Origin of the sequence: Mesorhizobium sp. B263B2A (genome assembly GCF_020165775.1) — a bacterium.
Classification (GTDB): domain Bacteria; phylum Pseudomonadota; class Alphaproteobacteria; order Rhizobiales; family Rhizobiaceae; genus Mesorhizobium; species Mesorhizobium opportunistum.
In genome coordinates this window covers 103,637-120,906 of record NZ_JAIUIU010000018.1, presented here as the reverse complement: position 1 = coordinate 120,906, position 17,270 = coordinate 103,637, and the positions used below count along the sequence as shown (strand labels likewise).

15 protein-coding genes are annotated in these 17,270 nt (G+C 64.0%); 5 read left to right on the top strand and 10 right to left on the bottom strand.

Features of this window, described 5'->3' with window-relative positions; translation table 11 throughout:
- Positions 1 to 8: 8 nt before the first annotated feature.
- The 3 genes from LB568_RS24790 to LB568_RS24780 all read left to right on the top strand — a co-directional run bounded on the left by LB568_RS24790 (position 9) and on the right by LB568_RS24780 (position 3,113).
- The gene (locus LB568_RS24790; protein WP_013894557.1) at positions 9 to 890 is read left to right on the top strand and encodes an AAA family ATPase; all 882 of its coding nucleotides are present in this window, start codon (positions 9 to 11) and stop codon (positions 888 to 890) included.
- Between the two features lie 199 nt (positions 891 to 1,089).
- On the top strand, positions 1,090 to 2,226 hold the full coding sequence (locus LB568_RS24785) for a vWA domain-containing protein (protein ID WP_013894556.1): 1,137 nt from the start codon (positions 1,090 to 1,092) through the stop codon (positions 2,224 to 2,226).
- Positions 2,226 to 3,113, top strand: coding sequence for an amidohydrolase family protein (locus LB568_RS24780; RefSeq protein WP_013894555.1), 888 nt, complete (start codon positions 2,226 to 2,228; stop codon positions 3,111 to 3,113). The genes LB568_RS24785 and LB568_RS24780 overlap by 1 nt, the downstream gene beginning before the upstream one ends.
- Before the next feature lie 14 nt (positions 3,114 to 3,127).
- On the opposite strand, the gene LB568_RS24775 is transcribed toward LB568_RS24780, so the two are convergent.
- From LB568_RS24775 to LB568_RS24745, 7 genes are all read right to left on the bottom strand, one after another.
- On the bottom strand, positions 3,128 to 3,535 hold the full coding sequence (locus LB568_RS24775) for a carboxymuconolactone decarboxylase family protein (RefSeq protein WP_224731514.1): 408 nt from the start codon (positions 3,533 to 3,535) through the stop codon (positions 3,128 to 3,130).
- Between the two features lie 372 nt (positions 3,536 to 3,907).
- Positions 3,908 to 5,404, bottom strand: coding sequence for a sugar ABC transporter ATP-binding protein (locus LB568_RS24770; RefSeq protein WP_023779822.1), 1,497 nt, complete (start codon positions 5,402 to 5,404; stop codon positions 3,908 to 3,910).
- Positions 5,404 to 6,453, bottom strand: a complete 1,050-nt coding sequence (locus LB568_RS24765) for a hypothetical protein (RefSeq protein ID WP_224731513.1) — start codon at positions 6,451 to 6,453, stop codon at positions 5,404 to 5,406. The genes LB568_RS24770 and LB568_RS24765 overlap by 1 nt, the downstream gene beginning before the upstream one ends.
- A complete protein-coding gene (locus LB568_RS24760; protein WP_224731512.1) occupies positions 6,450 to 8,573 on the bottom strand; it encodes an ABC transporter permease in 2,124 nt (707 codons plus the stop codon). Before LB568_RS24760 ends, LB568_RS24765 begins: the two co-directional genes overlap by 4 nt.
- Before the next feature lie 75 nt (positions 8,574 to 8,648).
- The gene (locus LB568_RS24755) at positions 8,649 to 9,674 is read right to left on the bottom strand and encodes a sugar ABC transporter substrate-binding protein (protein WP_224731511.1); all 1,026 of its coding nucleotides are present in this window, start codon (positions 9,672 to 9,674) and stop codon (positions 8,649 to 8,651) included.
- Between the two features lie 60 nt (positions 9,675 to 9,734).
- Positions 9,735 to 10,721, bottom strand: a complete 987-nt coding sequence (locus LB568_RS24750; protein ID WP_224731510.1) for an ABC transporter permease — start codon at positions 10,719 to 10,721, stop codon at positions 9,735 to 9,737.
- 270 nt (positions 10,722 to 10,991) lie between these two features.
- A complete protein-coding gene (locus LB568_RS24745; RefSeq protein ID WP_224731509.1) occupies positions 10,992 to 12,425 on the bottom strand; it encodes a DHA2 family efflux MFS transporter permease subunit in 1,434 nt (477 codons plus the stop codon).
- 122 nt (positions 12,426 to 12,547) lie between these two features.
- On the opposite strand from LB568_RS24745, the gene LB568_RS24740 reads away from it, so the two are divergent.
- Both LB568_RS24740 and LB568_RS24735 read left to right on the top strand, forming a co-directional pair.
- The gene (locus tag LB568_RS24740; protein WP_224731508.1) at positions 12,548 to 13,549 is read left to right on the top strand and encodes an ornithine cyclodeaminase family protein; all 1,002 of its coding nucleotides are present in this window, start codon (positions 12,548 to 12,550) and stop codon (positions 13,547 to 13,549) included.
- Positions 13,546 to 15,063, top strand: a complete 1,518-nt coding sequence (locus LB568_RS24735; RefSeq protein ID WP_224731507.1) for an HAL/PAL/TAL family ammonia-lyase — start codon at positions 13,546 to 13,548, stop codon at positions 15,061 to 15,063. The genes LB568_RS24740 and LB568_RS24735 overlap by 4 nt, the downstream gene beginning before the upstream one ends.
- Here the strand turns inward: LB568_RS24735 and LB568_RS24730 are convergent.
- From LB568_RS24730 to LB568_RS24720, 3 genes are read right to left on the bottom strand one after another with little or no spacing between them, the layout of a single operon-like run.
- Positions 15,028 to 15,828: a 3-methyl-2-oxobutanoate hydroxymethyltransferase gene (locus tag LB568_RS24730; RefSeq protein ID WP_224731506.1), complete on the bottom strand. Its 801-nt coding sequence runs from the start codon at positions 15,826 to 15,828 to the stop codon at positions 15,028 to 15,030. The two genes, LB568_RS24735 and LB568_RS24730, sit on opposite strands and share 36 nt — an antisense overlap.
- 30 nt (positions 15,829 to 15,858) lie before the next feature.
- Positions 15,859 to 16,170 (bottom strand): MocE family 2Fe-2S type ferredoxin, encoded by a 312-nt coding sequence (locus LB568_RS24725; protein WP_013894544.1) that lies wholly within the window; start codon positions 16,168 to 16,170, stop codon positions 15,859 to 15,861.
- Between the two features lie 14 nt (positions 16,171 to 16,184).
- Complete coding sequence (locus LB568_RS24720) at positions 16,185 to 17,267, bottom strand: fatty acid desaturase family protein (RefSeq protein ID WP_224731505.1); 1,083 nt, start codon at positions 17,265 to 17,267, stop codon at positions 16,185 to 16,187.
- Positions 17,268 to 17,270: the final 3 nt, after the last annotated feature.

Here is a 17,270-nt window from a genome sequence, read left to right as displayed (position 1 = left end):
GGCCCGAAATGTCCGGGACAAACGCCGAAACGGTCGCGACCTCGCCGGAGGCGGTGGGCGAGCATCTCGCCGCCTCGCGCTATCTGGCCGACGACAGCCTGGCGACCGCGATCTTCCTGGCGATCCGCCTGGGCAAACCGCTGCTGCTCGAAGGCGCGCCGGGCGTCGGCAAGACGGAAGCCGCGAAGGCGATCGCCGAGCTGCTCGGTCGCGATCTGGTGCGGCTGCAATGCTATGAGGGGATCGACGCCGCGCACGCGCTCTACGAGTGGAACTACCAGCGCCAGCTGCTCGCCATCCGCCATGCCGGGGAGCATGAGATCGACATCTACGACGATCGCTTCCTGATCGCGCGGCCGCTGCTGCAGGTGCTGAAGGCGCCAGAGCAGCGCGTGCTGCTGGTCGACGAAATCGACCGTTCCGACCACGAATTCGAAGCGCTGCTGCTGGAATTCCTCTCCGACTTCCAGATCAGCATTCCCGAGCGCGGCACCATTCGCGCCGCGGCTCAGCCGATCGTTATCCTGACGTCCAACCGCACCCGCGAATTGGCGGAAGCGCTGCGCCGGCGCTGCGTCTACCACTGGATCGGCTATCCCGACGCCGAGCGCGAAGCCGGCATCATCATGCTGCGTGCCGGCAATGTCGCTGAAGGCACCGCGCGCGCCGTGGCGACCGCCGTGCAGACCATCCGTGCCCGGCCGCTGGCCAAGCCGCCGGGCATCGCCGAAGCGGTCGAATGGGCCAATGCCGCCACCATCCTCGAAAAAGGCGGCAGCCCATGGCCGGAAGCCTTCCGCCGCGCCATCGGCGTGCTGATCAAGGACGAGGAGGATTTGTCCTATATCGCGCCGGAGCTCGGTCGCATCGTCGAGGAGGCGCTGGCGTGAGCCGGGACCTCATTCCGCAACGCTGGCGGGACAGCGCCCCCCTCTGTCCTGCCGGACATCTCCCCCTCCAGGGGGGAGATCAGCCGCCATCGCGGCTTTCGCCAATCTCCAGCATCGCAAAGCTGAGCGAAGCATCAAAGCTGCCAATCTCCCCCCTTGAGGGGGAGATGTCCGGCAGGACAGAGGGGGGCGACACAGAATGATGCGGGCAACAAGCCTGCCCCGCGCCGCCGTGCCCCTCTTCGGCTTCGCCCGCCTGCTGCGCCGCTACGGCTTTGCCATCGCGCCCGAGCAAGTCTCCAGCTTCATGCAGGCGGTGACACTGCTCGGCCCACGCTCGATGGCCGACATACGCGAGGCCGCCCTTGCCACGCTGGCGCCACCGCCCGACCGCCGTGACGAATTCGAGGCGCATTTCCAGAGCCATTTCTATGGCAACGCATCCGCCGTGGTCGAAGCCGACGCCGACGAGGAAACCCGCATCAAGGATGATGGCGGCGCCGACGACGAGCGGATCGAAGCCGAGCAGCAACAAGAGGTCGGCGAGCTGTCTTCGGCGCTCGAGCAATTGAGCATGCGCGATTTCCAACGCGACGACGACAGGCTGACCGCCTTTCGCCGAAGACTGTCGGCCGCCCTGCCCGCCCGCCGCTCCTTCCGCACCGTGCGCACCCATTCGCGCGGCAAGCTAGATTTGCGCCGCTCGCTCAGGGAAATCGTCAGTGCCGATGGCGATGTCCCCTCGCCGCTGCTGCGTCGGCGGCAGACCGTGCCACGCAAGCTGCTGCTGCTGATCGATGTCTCCGGCTCGATGAAGCTGCACACAGCGGACTATCTCAAGCTGGCGCACGCCGCCGTGCAGGGCGCTGACCGCGCCGAAATCTTCACCTTCGGCACACGGCTGACCCGCATCACCGCGGCATTGCGCATCCGCGATCGGGATCAGGCGCTGGCCCGTGCGGCAGCCCAGGTCGACGACTGGGACGGCGGCACCCGCATGGGGCCGACGCTGCTCGCCTTCCTCTCGGTGCCGCGCTTCTCATCCTTCGCGCGCGGTGCCGCGATCGTCATCCTCTCCGACGCGCTGGAGCGCGGCGACCATGCCGAACTGGAAACAGCCATGCGCCGGCTGAGCGCCCGCGCCTTCCGGCTGTCGCTCGCCACACCTTTGGCCGGTGACCCGCGCTTCCGGCCGGAAACGACGGCGCTCCGCGCCATCCTGCCGGTTCTCGACGATCTGGTCGACGGCTCCTCGCTCGCCGGCCTCACCGATTTCATCCTGTCACTCGCCCGCCCCGCCCCGGCGGCCGAGACCATCTGGAAAAGGGTATCGTGATGCAGAAAGCCATCGACGCGCATTTCCACATCTGGCGCCAGCAGGATCAGCCCTGGCTGGTCGGTCCAATGGTGCCGCGCATCTTCGGCCCCTACGAGCCGATCCGCCGCGACTATCCGATCACGGAGTTTTTGGAGGACCAGAAGGGTTCGGGCGTTGAAAAGGCCGTCTATGTCCAGACCAACTGGGCCAAGGAAGATTTCGAGAAGGAAGTCGCCTTCCTGCAGAAGACATCGGACGAGACCGGCTGGCCGCATGCCATTGTCGGCTATGCCGACATGACGGTGGACGATGTGCGTCATCAGATCGACCGGCTGATGAAATACAAGTTGCTGCGCGGCGTGCGCATGCAACTGCACTGGCACGAGACGCCGGCCTTCCGCTTCGCCACCTCGGCCGACCAGGTCATCGATCCCAAGGTGCGCGCCAACGTGGCGCGGCTCAAGGACTACGGCCTGTCCTTCGACCTGCAGCTTTTTCCCGCCCAGATGAAGGATGGGCTGACATTGGTCGGCGAAAACCCGCAAACCAATTTCATCCTCACCCATGCCGGCATGCTGACGGACATGGAGCCGGAAACCACCGAAGCCTGGAAGGCCGGCCTGAGGACGCTCTCGGCCGCGCCCAATTTCTACGCCAAGCTGTCCGGCCTCGGCACATTCGTCCACCGCAACGATCCCCTGCTGATCGCCTACATCGTCGACAACGCAATCGAGATTTTGGGCGCCGACCACCTGATGTTCGGCTCGAATTTCCCGATCGAGAAGCTCTGGACCAGCCACGCCGAGCTGATCAAGGCGCACCGCGATGCGGTGGCCAGGCATGGTCCGGCCGCCGAGGCCGATATCTTCTGGAATACGGCGGAGAAGGTGTACCGGCCGGTGTAGCGCGGGTCTTCCCCTCACTTCACCTCGAACTGCGGATCGACCGGAATCTGCATTGCCGTCACCAGATGGTTGGTCTGGCCGGCAAGCCCGATGATCGACACCAGTTCGCCATGCTGCGCGTCGGTCATGCCCTTGGCCCGTGCCGCCGCGGTGTGCGAGTGGACGCAGTAGGAACAGCCATTGGCGGTCGAGACGGCGATGTAGATCATCTCCTTGGTCAGCGGATCGATGGCGCTGTCGGCCACCATCACCACTTTCAGCTGCTCCCAGATGCGCTTCAGCGCCGGGGGATCATTGGCCAGCCCGCGCCAGAAATTGTTGACGAAATCCGATTTGCGTATCGCGCGGATGTCGTCGAACACGGCCTTCACATCAGGGATTTTTTCGACCTCGGCATCGCTGAGGAGTCTAGTGGTGGCCATGGCGTTTCCTTTCGTGTGAATTGAATCAGGTCATGAGCAAAGATGGCTAGTCGGCTCTTCTGATTCAGTTTTCGTGCGTATCGAAACACGATCTTGACGATTGGCCGAAGCTTTTCACCTTCCTCATCCTAGGGCGAAGCAGGAGCGAAGCTCCGTCGCGGAGACCCGAGGATCCATTCCGTGACGTCTATCGAAGTGTGCAGCGGAGCAGAATTCCGCACCGTGGCAGCGCTTCCGAGTCCCGGCATGGATCCTCGGGTCTGCGCTGCGTCGCCACGCTCCATGCTCCGCCCGTGGATGACGAAATGACGGATGCCTCGGCTAATTTCCGGTGTTCGATCCAACGGTACGATCATCCGCCTTGCCCGCCACCTAATGCACCGCCGCATACATGATCTTCTCCTCCGTCGCCTCCGCCGGCGAAAACTCCTCGACGATGCGGCCTTGCCGGCACACGAGAATCCGATCCGACAGGTTCATGATCTCCGGCAGGTAGGACGAGATGACGACCACGGCGAGGCCCTCGTCGGCCAGCCGGTTGATGATCTGGTGGATCTCGGCGATGGCGCCGACATCGACGCCGCGCGTCGGCTCGTCGAAGATGACGATGCGCGGCTGCTGCACCAGCCCCTTGCCGATCACCACCTTCTGCTGGTTGCCGCCGGAAAGCTCGACGACGCGCGCATTGTCGTTGATCGTCTTGATGTTCAGCGTCTTCGTCCATTCGGCCGAAAGCTGCCGCATCTCCTGCTGGTTGATCACCCATGCCTTTTCGCGGCCGGCCGCCAAGAGCCCGCCAAACAGGTTCTCGGCGATGCCCATGGTCTCGAAAATGCCCTCGCTCTTGCGGTCCTCGGTGACGTAGACGATGCCGTCGGCCACCGCTTCGCTCGGCACGAGATAGCGCACCGGCCTGTCGTCCAGTTCGATCGCGCCGCCGCGCAGGAAATCGCGCTTGTAGATGCCCGACACGATCTTGAACGTCTCCGTGCGGCCGGAGCCGATCAGCCCGAATACGCCGGTTATCTGGCCCTCGAAGATCGAGAAGGAATTGTTGCGCACGACATTGCTCATCGAAATGTCCTGCACCGACAGCACCTTCTTGCCGGCCTTGCGCAGCTTGGTCTCGTCGCGCTGACGATAGATCTGTCCCGACAAGGTGCGGCCGACCATGGCGGCGACAATTCGGTCGCGATCGAAGGCGGATGTGTCGTCGGTGATGACCAGTTCGCCGTCGCGCAGGATGGTGATGCGGTCGGCAATGGCAAGCGCCTCCTCCAGCGCATGGCTGATGAAGACGATCGACACGCCACTCGCCTTCAGCCGCCGGATCAGCGCGAAGAAGTGGCGCTTTTCCTCCGGCGTCAGGGTCGCCGTCGGCTCGTCGAAGATGATGATTTCGGCATTGTGGTGCACCGCGCGCGCGATCTCGACCATCTGCCGCTTGGCGGCACCCAGTGTTGCCACCATCGCATTCGGGTCGACCGGAAAATTCAGCGACTGCAGAAACTGCTGTGCTGAAATATACGTGCCGCGCAGCCGGTTGAGGAATTTTTCAGTACCGAGATAAAGGTTCTGCGCCACTGTCATCGACGGCACCAGGCTGGTCTCCTGGAACACCATGGCAATGCCGGCTTCAAGTGCCGCGTGCGGCGACGCGTAGGCGATCTCCTGCCCCTTGTGGAACATCTTACCCGAAGTGGCATCGACAACGCCGGCGATGATCTTGGTCAGTGTCGATTTGCCGGCGCCGTTCTCGCCAAGCAGCGCGTGGATCTCGCCCTTGCGCAGTTCGAAGCTGACTTGTCTGACCGCCGGCACGCCGCGATAATTCTTGGTGACGTTCTCCAGGCGAACGATCGGTTCCATCAGAAACCTCCCGCGTCGACGGAAAGGATGCAGTCGCCACCCCTGGAGGCGATAAGCAACTCGCCCCCCTTTTCCGCAACGCTGCAGATGCCATGGCGTGTGCCGTTGGCGCGGCTGTGCAGGCTGAATTGCGGTTGCATCCTCTGGTCGAGCCTGACCACCAGTCCGTAGGAGCGGCTCGGCGACCACGGCTTGTGGATGCCCATGGTACGGATGCCGCCGCACTGCAGCGGCTCGAGGAAGCTGCGGCTGGAGGCCAGCGCCGGCGCGATCCAGTATGCCGGCGGCACCTGGTCGATCATGTCCTGCCGGTAGTGCGTTTCCTGCAGCACGAACTCGATCAGCCGGTTGCGTGGCGCAAACAGTGTCAGCCACGCCCCGCCATCCGCGGATCGCGACAGGCGAGCAGGATAACCAGGCAGATGCGTCAGTACCGTCGCGCGGCTGCCGGTCGCGCCGTCAAGGCGGATGAGCTGATGGCGCCAGCTTTCGCTGACCAGAATGTCACGGCCGACGGGATGGAGACCGTAAGGGAAAGCGAGATCGCCGGCCACTTTGCGGAAGTCCCCACCGGCCGGGTCCCGCTTCCACAGCGAACCGGACGCGCCCTTCTTCATCAGATCGGCGGCCCATTGCGATGGCGTATGGTCGGTCGAGCCGTTGGCCAGCCACAGCGTGCCGTCCTCGGCGTAAGCAAGCGCGGTGATGCAGCGGACACCAGCCGGCAGCGAAATCTCCTGGCCGCCAATCAGCAGCTTGCCGTTTTCCAACCCGACGGTCAGTTCACCCAATGGCGACAGAGCCAACGCCGTGATGGGGGACGAAAAGGTCTCGACCACCTTGGGCTCGGTTTCGGCGGCAAGCGAATAGATGGCGTTGCCGCTGGAAGCCAGCAGCCGGTCACCGGAGACCAGCAGATTATCCGGCTCGGTTAGCTCCGCAAAAGCCGGCGCATCGTCCAGCCGCGTGTTGGGCCGAAACGCACCATCCAGCGGCGGGATGGTCACCGCCTTGCCGCGAAACATATCCAGGATCGGATCGAGGATCATGATGCTGCTCCCCAATAGGAAGCCGGGCTGGTCCAGTTCGGGTCGGCGCCTGAAATCTTGTAGCGGCCGATGCGGTTGTTGAGGATGCCGCCGACGAACAGATAGCCCTTGTGCTCGCGCATCGAGGTGACCATCGGATGCGCGCCGCCAGTGAGGTCGCCCATCGCCTCGACGATGCTGCCCTTCTCCGTGAATTTCACCACGCCGCCGGTGTTGATGTTGGGAAACAGCCATTCGTCCTGCGGCAGCCGGCGGGTCATGCGCTTGCGCATGTCGGGATGGCGCAGCGACAGGTCGAAGCTCGGCGTGCGCATGCCGAGCCACGCCATCCAGTAATTGCCATCCGAGGCCCGGTTGATGTTGTCGGGATATCCAGGCATGTCGCGAATGACGCATTCGGCGGTACCGGCCTTCGGCCCCTCCAGCCAGTAGCGATGCACGCGGCAGGCCCAGCTTTCGGCAAAAAACAGCGACTTGCCGTCATGCGCCATGCACACACCGTTGGTGTAGCGATAGCCGTCGAGCAGCGTCTTGGTCGACCCGTCCTTCGGGTCATAGACCAGCAATCGCCCCGTGGCGCGGTTCTCGATCGAATCCAGCGCCCAGTCATGGGCGTCGTAGCGCTTGGTGGAGTCGGTGAAATAGATGCGGCCGTCAGGTGCGATATCGCAGTCGTTGGGGTCACGCAGCCGCGCGTCGTCGACGATCGAGGTCCAGGAGCGCGATGTCTCGGCCGACAGGCGTTTCACCTCGCGGTCCGGCGAGACGGAATAGAGCCCCATTGCGCCGACGCAACTGATCAGATTGCCCGATTTGTCGAAGGCAAGGCCGAGCGGAAAGCCGCCGATATGGGCAAACACTTCCGACTTGACGTAATCGGGCGCGAAAAAGCGGACGATCTCACCATGACGCGTGCCGCAGTAGAGATTGTCGTCGCGGTCGAGAATGACATCCTCCGGCCCTTCCAGTTCGCCAAGCCCGATATGGTCGGCCGCCGACAGCCGGTTGTCGAGTTCATATGGCGTGCCGGAGCCGGGTGCTGCGGACTGCGTCTCGCCCATCTTGAGATAGACCGGCGCGACATAGACCTCGTTCAGCACCTTGTGCCGGTTCTTCAGCCAGCGGATGTCGATGGTCACCGCCACCGCCAGCATGATGCCCAGCACCATCTGGTTGGTACCGGTGCCGTAGCCCAGCCGGATCAGACCGTTGGTCATCGTCAAGACGATAATCGCGCCCATCAGCCCCTTGATCACCGAACCGCGCCCGCCGCCAAGGCTGACGCCGCCGACCACCGCCGCCGTCAGCGCCATGATCTCGAGGTTGAGGCCGGTGCCCGGCCCCGCCCCGCTCAGCCGGCAGGCGATGAGGAAACCGCCGATCGAGGCGCAGAAGCCGGAAAAGACATAGGTCATGAACACGGTGCGGCGCACGCGGATGCCGGCATTGTGGGCGGAGCGCCTGCTACCGCCGACCGCCAGCACGTGCCAGCCCGGCCGCGAGCGCGTCAGAGCGATGTGCGTGACGATGGCCAGGATGATGGCCAGCCACACCGACACGGAGAGCCCCCAGAAGGTGCTGTCGCCGATGAAATCCAACACATCCGACGTCGCCGTCGAAAGCTGCACATCGGCGGCATAGGTGGTGACCAGGATGTCGAACAGCGCCCGTCCGAAGATGAAGGTCACCAGCGTGCTCAGGAAGGCGCGCAGGCGCAGATAGCCGACGAGGTATCCGTTGATGGCGCCGAAGACGAGACCGGCGGCAAGCGATGCGGCCAGCGCCAGCCAGATCGACTGTTCGAGGATGAAGAAGACATAGACGGCCGAAAAGCAGGACAGCGCGAAGATCGAGCCGACCGACAGATCGATGCCGCCGCCCAGCATCACCACCGTCATGCCGGTCACCACCATCGAGAACTCGCCGAGCTGGCGGGTCGATTCCTGCAGCGAGGTCAGCTTGAAGAAGCCCGGAATGATCGAGCCGAAGGTCGCCAATGTCACCACCAGCGCCAGGAAGGGAATAGCGTTGTCGGTCCAGCGTTTGGTCAGGATCTCGCCGACCAGATGGTCAGGCACGAGATTGTAGCGCCAGGACTGGAGGCGTTCGCGAAAGGACATCGGCTCACTGCGGCAAGAGAAAGAGGCGGCCAGGCAATCCGGCCACCTCATTGACTGGTGTTTGTAAGGATCGGCTTACTTGGCCGCCGCTTCGGCCTGCAGCGCCTTCAGGTCCCAGCAGCTGTCGGGCTTCAGGTCGGCCTTGGTCGTCGCCTTCTCCAGCGTGTAGATGTAGGTGTGCGAGGTGCCGGCCGGCTGGCCGCTCTGCAGCAGGAACTTGATGATGGCGTTCATGTCGCCCGACTGGCGGGCAAGGTCGGTCATCACCACGGCGCCATAGGTGCCGTCGGCCAGCTTGTCGCAGTCGGCCGCCTTCTCGCCGCCGCCGGTGGTGACCAAAAACACCTTGCCGTCGAGCTTGGCGTCGCGGATCGCGGCGGAAGCGCCGGTGGCGTCACCATCCCAGAAATCGATGATCGAGCAGATGTCCGGGTTCTGCTGCAGCATCGTCGTCGTCACATTGCGCGAGGTCGTTGCATCCCAGTTGGAGTCGGGCTTGGCCACCACCTTGAATTCGGGATGCTTGTCCAGCACCTTCATGATGCCGGCATATTGGTAGAGGCTGGAGGAGTTCGCCTGGTCGCCCTGTACCAGTCCGATCTTCTTGGAAGAATTTTCGCCGCAGCCCTTGATCGCCGCTTCGGCCTCGAGCTGGCCAAGCCGGTCCCAGTCGCTGCCGACAAAGGCGTCAGCCGGAAAGTTGGCGGGATTGTCGACCAGAAGTACATAGGTGCCGGCGGCCTGCGCCTTCTTCATCAGCTTGGAGTAGGAGTTGAGGTCGGGCGCATGGATGATCAGCACATCGGGCCTGGTGTCCGACGAGATCGCGTCGGTGATCGCTTGCGCGCCGGCGTCGACCACCCAGTTCGGATCGCGCGTTTCGAACACGCCGCCCCAGGCCTCGACTTCGGTCTTCAGATAGTGCGACCAGCCTTGCGCCAGGTCGAAGCCCATCGCCAACGGCACCAGCATGACGCGCTTGCCCTTGAGCGCCTGCGCATAGGCAGCCGGACCCGGATCGTCTGCGGCAAAGGTCGGCGCCACGAAGGCGGTAACGGCGAGCGCCGTTGCCGCGGCCATCAAAGTCTTGATCAGTTTCATGTCACATCCTCTGGTTTGGTCGTTGTTGTTAGCGGCCGGCCCCAACCGTCCGCTTCCGGTCTAAATGTCGCCCTGCTGGGCAGTCTGCTCGTCACGTGGATTGATGATGCCGTCGACGATGATGGCGCCGAGCAGGATCGCTGCCTTGATCAGGTTCTGGTAGAGCAGCGGAATGTCGATGATGGTCATGGCGTTCAAGAGGATGCCGATCAGCGCCGCACCGACCAGCACGTTGCGCACCCCGCCCCGCCCGCCCGACAGGCCGATGCCGCCGATCACCGCCACCAGCACGATGTCGTAGAGCAGCGTGGAATTGACGATGCGGGTGTTGATCGAATGTAGGCTGGCCGCCGTCAGAAGGCCGGCGACCAGCGCCACGAAAGCGGACAGCACGTAGCGCAGCACCAGCATTGGCCGCACCGGAATGCCGATGTTGCGCGCGGCCACCGGATTGTCGCCGGCGAAATAGATGTAGCGGCCCCATTTTGTGTAGCGCAGGAACAGGAAGAACAGGAAGGCCAGCCCCGCGAAGACGAACACCTCGATCGGAATGTCGAGGAAGCGCAGGCCGCCCAGCAATTCGACCCAATGGCCCTGCGGCACCGGCACGGCATCCTGCGTGATCAGCTGCGAGCGCACATAGCCGAAGACGAAGGAGCCGGTCGCCAGGGTGACGAAGATCGCCGGCACATCGGCATAGGCAACGAGAAAGCCATTGAGCAAGCCGATGGCGAGCACGCCGGCCAGCACATAGGCGAAGGCCAGCCCGTCCGGGGTGCCGGTGTTGAGCAATTGCAGGTACCAGGCGACCGACATCGCCATGATCGCCACGGCGGAGAGGTCGATACCGCGACCGATGATGACGACCGCCATGCCGAGCGCGAGGATCCCCAGCACCGATACCGAGCGGACGATGGCGACGAGATTGTTGGGGTCGATGAAGCCCGGCAGGCCGATCGCCGCGGCAACGAACAGCACCACCGCTATGGCAAAGACAATGCCTTCCTGATTCAGGCTCCTGAAGTTCGGCCAGCCGGTCGTGTTCATGTCTGTATTCGCCCCGATGGCAGCGCTGCCATCCCGAAAACAAAAGCTAATCGGCTCAGCGCCGGTTCGTCAAATGAATCCGCGTCCGGAACGAGGCCTGATGTCGATATCGCAGAGTGGACGCATCGATTGCCTAAGCTGGCGCAATGCGTGGAAAAGCCTGCATTTTTGGCAATTGATTGCGCCATGTCAGCTGTGCGCGAAAGTGCTGGATCAAGGCGAAAGGACAAGGCGGAATTTATCTCCGCGCCAGGCGGAAAAATTCGACTTTCAATCCCCCGGCGTGTGGCCGGAAACCTCGGCGCCGGCGCCGGGCGGCAGCACCAGAAATCGCAGCGCGGCCACCAGTCCGATGACGCCGATCACCAGGAAGGCGATTCGGAAATCGACGAGGTCGAGCGCCGGCTGCGCCCTGGCGATCTGCGACAGATTGAGGATGGCGGCCGCAATCGCGACGCCGAACAGCATCGCCACCTGCTGCAGCATGGACGACAGCGTCGCCGCCGAACTGCGCTGCGCCGCTTCGATATCGGCGAAGGCCAGCGTGTTGAGCGCCGTGAACTGCATCGAGCGCGACAGGCCGGCGACCAGCATCAGCGCCACCACCAGCGCCTGTGGTGTCTGCGGCGAAATCGCCCCGCAGGCCATGATCGAGGCAGAGGCGATCAGGCCGTTGACGACCATCACCGATCGGAAGCCGAAACGCCGCAACGTCGGCGTCGTCACTGTCTTCATGCCGAGATTGCCGAGGAAATAGGCCAGGATCATCATGCCGGCATCGACGGGGCTGAGGCCGAAGCCGACCTGGAACAAAAGCGGCAGCAGGAACGGCGTGGCGTTGATTGCCACCCGGAAAATGGTGCCAGCGGCGAGCGTCGAGATGGCGAAAGTCAGTACCTTGAACGAGGAGAGATCGAGTAGCGGATGCGGCGCGCGCCGGAGATGCCGCGCCGCCAGCCAGCTGATGACGATGCCCGCCGCGATCAAAAGCACCGTCGGCAGAACGCCGTCCTCGGGATGCGCGATGCGCTCGAGGCCGTAGAGCAGCAGCGCGAGCCCGAACGAGGTCAGGAAAAACCCCGGCCAGTCCAAAGGCTTCGGGTCGGCCTCGCGGTCGCCGGGAATGAAGCGCGCGACCAGCGCCAGCCCGATCGCGCCCAGCGGTATGTTGATGAAGAAATTCCAGTGCCAGGACAGATAGGTGGTGATGAAACCGCCGAGCACCGGCCCGACCACCGGCGCGAACAGCGCCGGCCAGGTGATCAGCGCCGTGGCATTGAGCAGCTCGGATTTCGAGGCGTTGCGCAGGACCAGAATGCGCCCGACCGGCGTCATCAGCGCGCTGCCCAGCCCCTGCACTGCGCGCGCGGCAACGAACTCGGTCAAGTTTTGCGAGAAGCCGCAGGCGAGCGAGGCCAAAGTGAACAGCGCGATCGCCACTAGGAAGATGTTGCGCGCGCCGAAGCGGTCGGCGAGCCAGCCCGACAATGGCACGAACACCGCCATGGTCAGCATGTAGATGGTGATGCCGATGCTCATCGCCACCGCCGGCACGCCGAAGGAGGCGCCCATCTGCGGCAGCGACGTCGAGATGATCGTCGAATCCAGCAGTTGCATGAAGAAGGCGATGGCGACGATCAGCGCCACGCGCCGCGCATTCGTGGCCGTTTCGGACGAGGCTTGAGTCTCGGGAATGGCAGTCATGACGGTACGGGTTTGAACAGCATTTGGCCGGCTGCGTCCAGACACAGTGCAACAAACTTTCGTGTCGCGCCGTGGCCTGCTATGGGATGAGCGGGGCAATCGAGGAAAGTGCACGCATTGACATGAAGGCGATCTATATCGACTACCTCAATGCCCTCGACATCGACGCCCTTGCCATGACCGATGGCGAAATCATTGCCGCCGTCGAGGCTGGCCTTGTCGCCCAGGGCAAGGGCCAGACGGTGATCGAACCGCGTGTCCATCTCGAACCGGATCCATCCTTCCACGGCCATTTCAATGTCTTGCGCGGCTACGTCGCGCCACTCGATACAGCGGGTGTGAAAATCGTCGGCGACTACGTCGACAACTACCTGCACGGCCTGCCCTCGGAATTCGGCATCCTCAATTTGTTCGATCCGCGCACCGGTGTGCCGCGCGCCATTCTCGACGCCACCGTCATCACCGACATGCGCACGGGCGCCGTCACCGCCATCGGCGCCAAACATCTGGCGCGCAAGAATTCCAAGGTGCTGGCCCATATCGGCGCACGCGGCACCGCCTACTGGAACGTACGCCTGCTCGATCATCTCTTCGACTTTGACGAAATCCGCGTCCATTCGCGCCGCCCGGAGAGCCGCGACGGCTTTGCCGCCAAGCTCTCCGCCGATCTCGGCAAGAAGGTCACGGCCGTGGCCGACTGGAAGAGCTGCGTCGAAGGCGCCGACATCGTCGTCGAGGCTTCGCGCCTGCCGGAGCCGCAACCGCTGCTCAAGACCGAATGGATCAAGCCTGGCGCGCTGGTCGTGCCCTACGGCACGATGAGCGCGGTCGAGCTATCGCTGACCGACATCATGCAGAAGACGGTCGTCGACGACTGGGGCCAGTGCAAGGGCGGCAAGTTCGGCTCGCTGCGCGCCCATGTCGAGACCGGCCGGCTGAGCGAAAAGACGCTGCATGCCGAACTCGGCCAGATCGCCGCCGGCCTCAAGCCCGGACGCCAGAGCGATGACGAAACCATCCTGTTCTGGCATCGCGGCCTGTCGCTGTCCGACATTGCGCTGGGCAAGGCAATGCTGGCCAAGGCAGGAGAAAAAGGCATCGGCCAGAGGCTGCGCTTCGCATGAGCGCGCTCGTCCTCACCGGAACCGGCGTCAGCACAAGCGATGTCGCCACCGTCGCTCGCGAGGCGCGCAAGGTAGAGATCGGACCCGATGTCATCGGCAGGCTGGAGAAGGCGCGAAAGGTGCTCGACCAGGCCGCCGCCTCCGGCCAGCAGATCTATGGCCTGAACACCGGGCTCGGCGCCAATCTCGGCACGACAGTCGAGGGCGACGCCAGTGCCTTCCAGCGCCAGTTGCTGGAAGGGCGCAGCGCCGCGGTCGGCGAAGTGCTGCCGGTGGAAGCCGTGCGGGCAACCATGGTCGCCCGCGCCGCGATGCTGTCCACCGGCGGCTCCGGCCTGTCGCCTGCCGTGTTTGTCGCCCTGGTCGACGCACTCAATGCCGGCGTCCATCCGGTGATGCCATCGCTCGGCTCGATCGGTGCCGGCGACCTTGTGCTGATGACCGCACTAGCCCGTCTCTTGATCGGCGAAGGCGAGGCCGACTATCAGGGCCGCCGCATGCCGGCCGCCAAGGCGCTGATGATGGCCCGCCTCGCCCCGATCGGCCTGGCGCCCAAGGACGGGCTATCGCTGATCAACGCCTCGGCGGTTTCGGTAGGCAGCGGCGCGCTTGCGGTGACCGATGCGCTATCGGCGCTGGCCCAGCAGCAGCATGCAGGCGCACTGACCATGGAAGGTTTTGGCGCCAACCGCACCATCCTCGATCCGCGCCTGCACATGGCCCGGCCGGCCGCCGGACAAGCTGAAGCCGCCAAGGCGCTGCATGATCTCCTCGCCCGCGAAGAGGCACCGGCCCCGACCACCATACAGGACCCGCTGTCGATCCGCTGCATGCCGTCGATCCATGGCGCGCTGATCGAGGCTATCGGTCAGGCAAAGCGCGCCGTCGAGATCGAGCTCAACGCCGCCGCCGACAACCCGCTGGTGCTCGGTGACGACGAGCTCGTGCTGTCGACCGGCAATTTCCACACCGCCGCACTTTCGCTCGCCTTCGAGACGCTTGGCCTGGCAATCGCGCAATGCGCCGCCGCTAGCGTCGCCCGCTTCATCCAGCTCACTGGTTCGGGCCGCAACGGCCTGCCCAAATATCTGTCGCCGGTCGGCGGGGCCTCTGCTGGTTTCGTGCCGCTGCAGAAGACGGCGACATCGATCCTGGCCAGCATCCGCCACAAGGCCAATCCGGTGATGCTCGATTTCCTGCCTGTGTCGGAAGGCGTCGAGGATCATGCCACGCAGACGCCCCTCGCCGTTTCGAAATGCGCCGGGATCATCGCGCTGTGGCGACGGCTGATCACCTTCGAACTAATGGCCGCCGCCCAGGCCGTCGATTTACGCGACGGTTTGGTGCTCGCGCCGCGCACGGAGGCAGTCCACGCAGCGATACGCACGCTCGTCCCTTTCCTGAAAGAGGACCGGCCGCTCGGCATCGATGCCGAAGCACTCCATGCCGCGCTTGCCGGCGGACATTGGCAGCCGGGTCTACTTCCGGCCGACCTTGTCGAGGAACAGGCGTAGCTCGGCCGGATCCATGTGCACGACGTGCCTGTCCTCGGGATAGGCGCCGCTGTTGACGTCGGCGACATATTCGGAAAATGCCGCCACCCGCTCCGCCTGCAGCCGATCATATTCGGCGGCGAAATTGCGATAGACCTTGGAATGGCGGGGCATGTGGCCCCGGTTCTGGCCAAGAATATCGTCGGCGAACAGATATTGTGCGTCACAACCGGTGCCCGCCCCCATCGACAGCATGATCAGCGAGGTGCGCTCGGAGATCGCCTTGGCCACTTCGACCGGCACCACTTCGATCTCGGCGCCGATGGCGCCGGCCGCCTCCAGTTGCTTCACCGCCTCGAAGACCTGCATGGCGGCATCGGCGGTCTTGCCGACCGCCTTGAAGCCGCCGGTCCAGGTCGCGCGGGAGGGAATGAGGCCGACATGGCCGATGACGGGGATGGCGTCGTCGGCCATCCGCTTGATGGTGGCATAGCCGGCGCTGCAATAGACCGCGTCGGCACTTGCCTTGTAGAGCCTGAAGGCCCAGCGGACGAAGTCGTCCGCCGTACCGATCTCGAAGAAATTCTCGCCGGGCATGGTGAACAGGCTGGGTGCTGCATCGCGGTATTGAGGGTTGAGCACCAGTTCGGGCGGCACCGAGACGATGTCGACCCCCGCCCGCTCGGCGGCCTCCGCCTCGTCCAGGTTGAGCACGCGCAGCATGGTCAGCTGGCGCTTGCCCTTCATCGCACGCAGATCGGCGACGGTCGGTCTCTTTCGGCTCATTTAGATGTCCCCTGGATCGGTTGCCACACGTCAAATCTCGATCATCACCTTACCGGCCTCGATCTTCACCGGATAGGTCGCGAGATTGACGCAGACCGGCGCGCCCTTGGCCTGGCCGGTCTTGTAATTGAAGCGGCCATTGTGCTTGGGGCATTCGATGATGTCGTCCATCACCAGCCCGTCGGCCAGATGCGCCTTCTCATGCGTGCAAAAGCCGTCAGTGGCGAAGAACTCGTCATCCGGCGAGCGATAGATCGCAAAGGTGCGGCCGCCATGATCGAAGCGGATGACATCCTCTTCCTCGATGTCATCAACCGCGCATGCTTCAACCCAGTCGGCCATCTCTGTCTCCTCAGCTATTCGGCCGCCGCCGACATATCGACCTCGTGGAATTCGCCGCGATAGGGTCTCGCCGTCGGCGGCAATTCGCGCTTGAGATAATAATCCTCGTACTTCAGCTGCCTGAGCAGGACCGGCCAGACCTCGCGATAGGCATGCCACATGGAAGGGTTCGGCTCGGGCAGGTCGTGCTTGATCAGTTCGTGCAGCCTGGGCAGCGCGTGATAGGGCACCATCGGGAACATGTGATGCTCCACGTGGTAGTTCATGTTCCAGTAGATGAACCGGCTGATCGGGTTCATGTAGACCGTGCGGGTGTTGAGCCGGTGGTCGATGACATTGTCGGCAAGGCCGATATGCTGCAGCAGGCCGGTCGTCACCATGTGCCAGGTGCCATAGAGGCGCGGCAGGCCGACCAGCACCAGCGGCACCCATGACCCCAGCGCGATCGCTAGGGCGATCGTCGCGACATAGATGGCCACATGCCAGCGGGCGGCGACTACGGCCTTGTGCTGTTCCATTTCGGGGATGTAGCTCTTCTCCTCCTCCGACAGCGTGCCAAAGGCCTGGCGCACCAAGGTCGGCAGCGAATAGCGGAAATCGAGGATGCCGGTGAAGGCCAACGCCGCCTTCAGCAGGTCCGGCGGACGCATGACGGCGATTTCGGCATCGCGGCCGACGATGATGGTGTCGGTGTGGTGGCGCGCATGGCTCCAGCGCCATTGCACGGGATTGCGCATCAGCATGAAGGAGGCGACATGGTAGACCATGTCGTTCATCCAGCGCGTGCGGAAAGCCGTGCCGTGGCCGCATTCGTGCCAGCGCGAGTCGCTCGACGAGCCGTAGAGCACGCCGTAGACGAACAGGAACGGCACCACCCACCACGAGCCCCAGAACCAGACGATGCCGGCGGCGGAGCCCAGTATGACGGCGAGCCAGATCACCGTGTCGCGGATCGCCGGACCGTCGGAGCGCTGCATCAGCTCCTTCATCGCCTTGCGCGGCACATCGGTGTGGTACCACTCGGCCGAAGCCAGGCCGGTCTCGACCGCAAGCCGCGTGCTTTCGCCGACCAGACTGTAGTCGCGTTTTTTGCCCATCAC

Coding starts and splice junctions, on each gene's coding strand:
- LB568_RS24790 (WP_013894557.1), top strand. CDS start 9: ATGTCCGGGACAAACGCCGAAACGGTCGCGACCTCGCCGGAGGCGGTG.
- LB568_RS24785 (WP_013894556.1), top strand. CDS start 1,090: ATGATGCGGGCAACAAGCCTGCCCCGCGCCGCCGTGCCCCTCTTCGGC.
- LB568_RS24780 (WP_013894555.1), top strand. CDS start 2,226: ATGCAGAAAGCCATCGACGCGCATTTCCACATCTGGCGCCAGCAGGAT.
- LB568_RS24775 (WP_224731514.1), bottom strand. CDS start 3,535: ATGGCCACCACTAGACTCCTCAGCGATGCCGAGGTCGAAAAAATCCCT.
- LB568_RS24770 (WP_023779822.1), bottom strand. CDS start 5,404: ATGGAACCGATCGTTCGCCTGGAGAACGTCACCAAGAATTATCGCGGC.
- LB568_RS24765 (WP_224731513.1), bottom strand. CDS start 6,453: ATGATCCTCGATCCGATCCTGGATATGTTTCGCGGCAAGGCGGTGACC.
- LB568_RS24760 (WP_224731512.1), bottom strand. CDS start 8,573: ATGTCCTTTCGCGAACGCCTCCAGTCCTGGCGCTACAATCTCGTGCCT.
- LB568_RS24755 (WP_224731511.1), bottom strand. CDS start 9,674: ATGAAACTGATCAAGACTTTGATGGCCGCGGCAACGGCGCTCGCCGTT.
- LB568_RS24750 (WP_224731510.1), bottom strand. CDS start 10,721: ATGAACACGACCGGCTGGCCGAACTTCAGGAGCCTGAATCAGGAAGGC.
- LB568_RS24745 (WP_224731509.1), bottom strand. CDS start 12,425: ATGACTGCCATTCCCGAGACTCAAGCCTCGTCCGAAACGGCCACGAAT.
- LB568_RS24740 (WP_224731508.1), top strand. CDS start 12,548: ATGAAGGCGATCTATATCGACTACCTCAATGCCCTCGACATCGACGCC.
- LB568_RS24735 (WP_224731507.1), top strand. CDS start 13,546: ATGAGCGCGCTCGTCCTCACCGGAACCGGCGTCAGCACAAGCGATGTC.
- LB568_RS24730 (WP_224731506.1), bottom strand. CDS start 15,828: ATGAGCCGAAAGAGACCGACCGTCGCCGATCTGCGTGCGATGAAGGGC.
- LB568_RS24725 (WP_013894544.1), bottom strand. CDS start 16,170: ATGGCCGACTGGGTTGAAGCATGCGCGGTTGATGACATCGAGGAAGAG.
- LB568_RS24720 (WP_224731505.1), bottom strand. CDS start 17,267: ATGGGCAAAAAACGCGACTACAGTCTGGTCGGCGAAAGCACGCGGCTT.